Genomic DNA, 4,518 nt, shown 5'->3' with positions numbered 1-4,518 from the left:
GCGTGGACCGCGGTCGGCGCGGCCGGGTGCCGCGGCGCCGCGCGGCCTGGTACCGCGGCGCGCGCACGGAACCGGGCGGCGCGTACCGCGGACGCGGTAGGCCGGGCCCGGCCGTGTAGTCCTGGAGAAGGGGCGGGGCTCCCCCTGAGGGAGCCCGCGCACGGCGAACTCTGGCTTTAGTGTTCCCGTATGAAGCCACGACTGCCCCGTCGGCGCCGCGACCGCCTGCTCGCCGGCGCCGCCGCCCTCGCGGTCCTGGCCGGCGCCGGTACCTGGACGGCGGCCACCGCCTCCGGGGACGCGCCGGCCGTGCACCGCCAGGACCAGATGCTGAAGGTGCCGGGCCTGGAACCGCCGGGCGCCGGGATCGACACCTCCTACTTCACGGCCGGGGAGGGCGGGGAACGACGCCCCGCGGTACTCCTCGGGCACGGTTTCGGCGGCAGCAAGGACGACGTACGGGCCCAGGCGGAGCGGCTGGCCCGCGACGGGTACGCCGTCATGACCTGGTCGGCGCGCGGCTTCGGCCGCTCGGGCGGCAAGATCGGGCTGAACGATCCCGAGCACGAGGTGAAGGACGTCTCCGCGCTGATCGACTGGCTGGCCCGCAGGCCCGAGGTGCGCCTGGACGCCGACGGCGACCCGCGCGTGGGCGTGGCCGGGGCCTCGTACGGCGGTGCCGTCGCACTGCTGGCCGCCGGCCACGACCGGCGGGTGGACGCCATCGCCCCGCAGATCACGTACTGGAACCTCGCGGACGCCCTGTTCCCGCAGGGCGTCTTCAAGAAGCTGTGGGCCGGGATCTTCTTCACCACCGGTGCCACGGGCGGCCTCCAGCCGGCGGCCGCGAACGCCGGTCCCCCCGCCCCCGCTGCGGCACCCGGCTGCGGCCGGTTCGAGCCGCAGCTGTGCGCCATGTACGAGCGCGTCGCGGTGGCCGGAAAGCCGGACGCCGAGGCGCGCGAGCTGCTGGAGCGGCGCAGCCCCTCGGCGGTGGGCGACCGGATCAAGGTGCCCACCCTGATCGTGCAGGGCCAGGACGACTCCCTCTTCCCGCTGGACCAGGCCGACGCCATGGCCAGGACCATCGCGGCGAACGGCGCCCCCGTCTCGGTGGACTGGGCGGCCGGCGGACACGACGGCGGCATGCGCGAGTCGGGCCGCGTCGAGGCCCGGGTGACGGCCTGGTTCGACCGCCACCTGAAGGGCGACCCGGCCGCGGACACCGGCCCGGCCTTCCGGGTCTCGCGCTCCGGCGGCGTCGACTCCACCGACGGGCAGGTCAAACTGCGCGGCGCGAGCTCCGACCGCTACCCCGGCCTGACCTCCGCCCCGCGCCCCTTCGCGCTGTCCGGGCGGGAGCAGACCTTCGCGAACCCGGCGGGCGGCGCCCCGCCGGCGCTCTCCTCGCTGCCCGGCATCGGCGGGCAGTTCGCCGCCCTCGGCGCCGGGCTGTCGCTGGACTTCCCGGGGCAGAACGCCCGGTTCGATTCGGAGCCACTGACGGAGGAACTGCGGGTCACCGGCACCCCGACCCTCACCCTGAACGTGAGGTCGACGGCCGCGGACGGATCCGCGGTCCTGTTCGGCAAGGTGTACGACGTCGGGCCCGACGGCCGTCAGCAGGTGCTGCCCGGTCAGCTGGTCGCCCCCGTCCGGGTGGAGGACGCCGGACAGGGCCGGAACCTGTCGCTGCGGTTCCCGGCGATCGACCACTCCGTCCAGGCCGGGCACCGGCTGCGGGTGGTGGTCGCCGCCACCGACCTGGGGTACGCCTCCCCCGCCGCGCCGGCCGTGTACACGGTCTCGGCGCAGGGGCCGCTGGCCGTGCCCGTCGCCGACGGGGTCCGCACGGCGGCGGCCGGCCTGCCCGCCTGGACCTGGTGGCTGCCGCTCGGCGCGCTGACGGTGGCCGCGGGGCTGCTCGGGATCCGGCGCACCGGCAGGGGCCGCGCGACGGTGCGGGCGGGCGCAGCGCAGCCCGAACCCGCGCGGGCCGACGTACCACTGGACATCACCGGGCTGACGAAGCGGTACGCGAAGGCTCAGGACCGCTACGCGGTGCGGGACCTTTCCTTCCGGGTGGAGAAGGGCCAGGTACTCGGTCTGCTCGGGCCGAACGGGGCCGGCAAGACCACCACCCTGCGCATGCTGATGGGGCTGATCACCCCGGACGCCGGGGAGATCCGGGTGTTCGGGCAGCCGATCCGGCCCGGCGCGCCCGTGCTCTCGCGCGTCGGCGCCTTCGTGGAGGGTGCCGGTTTCCTGCCGCACCTGACGGGCCGGGCCAATCTGGAGCTGTACTGGCAGGCCACCGGCCGGCCGGCGGGCGACGCGCACATGGCGGAGGCCCTGGAGATCGCCGGGCTGGGCGACGCCCTGGACCGGGCCGTGCGCACCTACTCGCAGGGCATGCGGCAGCGGCTGGCCATCGCGCAGGCCATGCTGGGCATGCCGGACCTGCTGATCCTCGACGAGCCGACCAACGGCCTGGACCCGCCGCAGATCCGCGAGATGCGCGACGTGATGATCCGTTACGCCGCGGGCGGCCGGACGGTCATCGTCTCCAGCCACCTGTTGTCCGAGGTGGAGCAGTCCTGCACGCACCTGGTGGTCATGGACCGCGGCCGGCTGGTGCGGGCGGGCGAAGTCGCCGAGATCACCGGTGGCGGGGACACCCTGCTCGTCGCGGTGGAGGGACCGGTGGAGGAGGCCGTCGTCGGGAAGGTCGCGGCCCTGGAGGGTGTGGCCTCGGCGGTGGCCGGGGACGGCGGGATCCTCGTACGGCTCGCCGGAGCGACCCCGGCCGCCCTGATCGCCGAACTCGTACGGCTGGACGTGCCGGTCGCGGCGGTGGGACCCCACCGCCGGCTGGAGGACGCCTTCCTCACCCTGATCGGAGGTACGGCATGAGCGCCGTCCAGGAGAGCGCGCCCGGCTACGAGCCGGGGCGGACACTGCCGTTGCGCGTGGAGGCGCTGCGGCAGTGGCGCAGGCGGCGGACGCTGGTGATGGGCGGGGTGCTGGCCGCACTGCCCTTCGTCATGATCATCGCGTTCGCGGTGGGCGGCGGGCCGAACGACGGTCCCGGTGGCGGGAACGGCCGGATCAGCCTGATCGACACGGCGACGGCGTCGGGCGCGAACTTCGCGGCGACGTGCCTGTTCGTGTCGGCCGGCTTCCTGCTGGTGGTGCCGGTGGCGCTGTTCTGCGGGGACACGGTGGCCTCGGAGGCCGGCTGGTCCTCGCTGCGCTACCTGCTGGCCTCGCCGGTACCCCGGGCGCGGCTGCTGTGGAGCAAGCTGGTGGTGGCGCTGGCGTTCAGCCTCGGCGCGATCGTGCTGCTGCCGGTGGTGGCGCTGGCCGCGGGGACGGCGGCGTACGGGTGGGGGCCTCTGAAGCTGCCGACGGGCGGGGCGCTGGCCGCCGCGGACACCCTGCCGCGCCTCGCGCTGGCCGTCGCCTTCGTCTTCGTGTCGCAGCTGGTGACGGCGGGGCTGGCGTTCTGGCTGTCGACCCGGACGGACGCGCCGCTGGGCGCGGTCGGCGGGGCCGTGGGGCTGACGATCGTCGGGAACGTGCTCGACGCGGTGACGGCCCTGGGGTCGTGGCGCGAGTTCCTGCCCGCGCACTGGCAGTTCGCGTGGGCGGACGCCTTGCAGCCGCAGCTGGAATGGGGCGGGATGATCAAGGGGACCGTGGTGTCGGTGTCGTACGCGGTGGTGCTGTTCGCCCTCGCGTTCCGCGGGTTCTCGCGCAAGGACATCGTGTCGTGAGGCCTTGCCCGCTCAGTCCGGCGCGTCGGCCGCGTCGGTGAGGAAGCCGCGGAGGTCGGTGATCGCGTAGCCGGCCTCCTGCGCCGCGTCGATGATCCGGGGCAGGGCCCGGGCGTCGAGGACGACCCCGTCGCCGGTGCTGCCGACGTGCATCTGCAGGACGGCGCCGGGGGCGAGGGCGTCGACGGCACGCCGGACCACCCGGTCCACGGTCATCCCTCCCTCGGGGCCGAGGTACCCGTTGGTGTCGGTGGTGAACTCGATCACCGCGTAGCCGAGGTCGTTGACGTCGGCGACCGACTCGTCCGTGGATTCGCCGTAGGGGAACCGGAAGAACGGCAGCGGCTCCACGCCTGAGGCCTCCCGGATCGCCGCGTCGGCGCGGCGGATCTCCTCCTGCCGCTCCGCGGTGTCGAGGTCGTCGAAGTACGGGTGGCTGTACGAGTGGTTGCCGAGGCCGTGCGCGGCGGCCATGGCCCGCACGGCGGCGGGGTGGGCCCGCGCGAACGCGCCGGTGGGGAAGAAGGTGGCGGGCAGCTTCCGCCGACGCAGCTCGGCCAGGACGACGTCGATGCCGGCCTCGTCCCAGGCGGCGTTGAAGGTGAGCGCCACGACCTTGCGGGTGGTGGGGATCCGGCGGAGTTCGGCTCCGAACCACGCCGCGGGCGGGCGCGGCCCCGTCCGACGGCGGGCCCGGCGTGCCGCGTCCGGCGCGGGAGCCGCCGCGCTCGCGGCGGAGGCG

The 4,518-nt window shown here is 75.3% G+C and carries 3 protein-coding genes; 2 read left to right on the top strand and 1 reads right to left on the bottom strand.

Annotation, left to right across the window (positions count from 1 at the left end):
• Nucleotides 1-189: 189 nt before the first annotated feature.
• Complete coding sequence (locus AB4039_RS41495) at nucleotides 190-2,913, top strand: alpha/beta fold hydrolase (protein WP_442273225.1); 2,724 nt, start codon at nucleotides 190-192, stop codon at nucleotides 2,911-2,913.
• On the top strand, nucleotides 2,910-3,776 hold the full coding sequence (locus AB4039_RS41490; RefSeq protein ID WP_442273224.1) for an ABC transporter permease: 867 nt from the start codon (nucleotides 2,910-2,912) through the stop codon (nucleotides 3,774-3,776). The genes AB4039_RS41495 and AB4039_RS41490 overlap by 4 nt, the downstream gene beginning before the upstream one ends.
• Nucleotides 3,777-3,788: 12 nt before the next feature.
• Here AB4039_RS41490 and AB4039_RS41485 read toward each other — a convergent pair.
• Nucleotides 3,789-4,518: polysaccharide deacetylase family protein (locus tag AB4039_RS41485; protein ID WP_442273223.1), on the bottom strand; the 730-nt coding region annotated here is incomplete at its 5' end.

This window comes from Streptomyces sp. M-16 (assembly GCF_052114405.1).
Taxonomy (GTDB): Bacteria; Actinomycetota; Actinomycetes; order Streptomycetales; family Streptomycetaceae; genus Streptomyces.
This window is presented reverse-complemented; position numbering and strand designations above follow the sequence as displayed.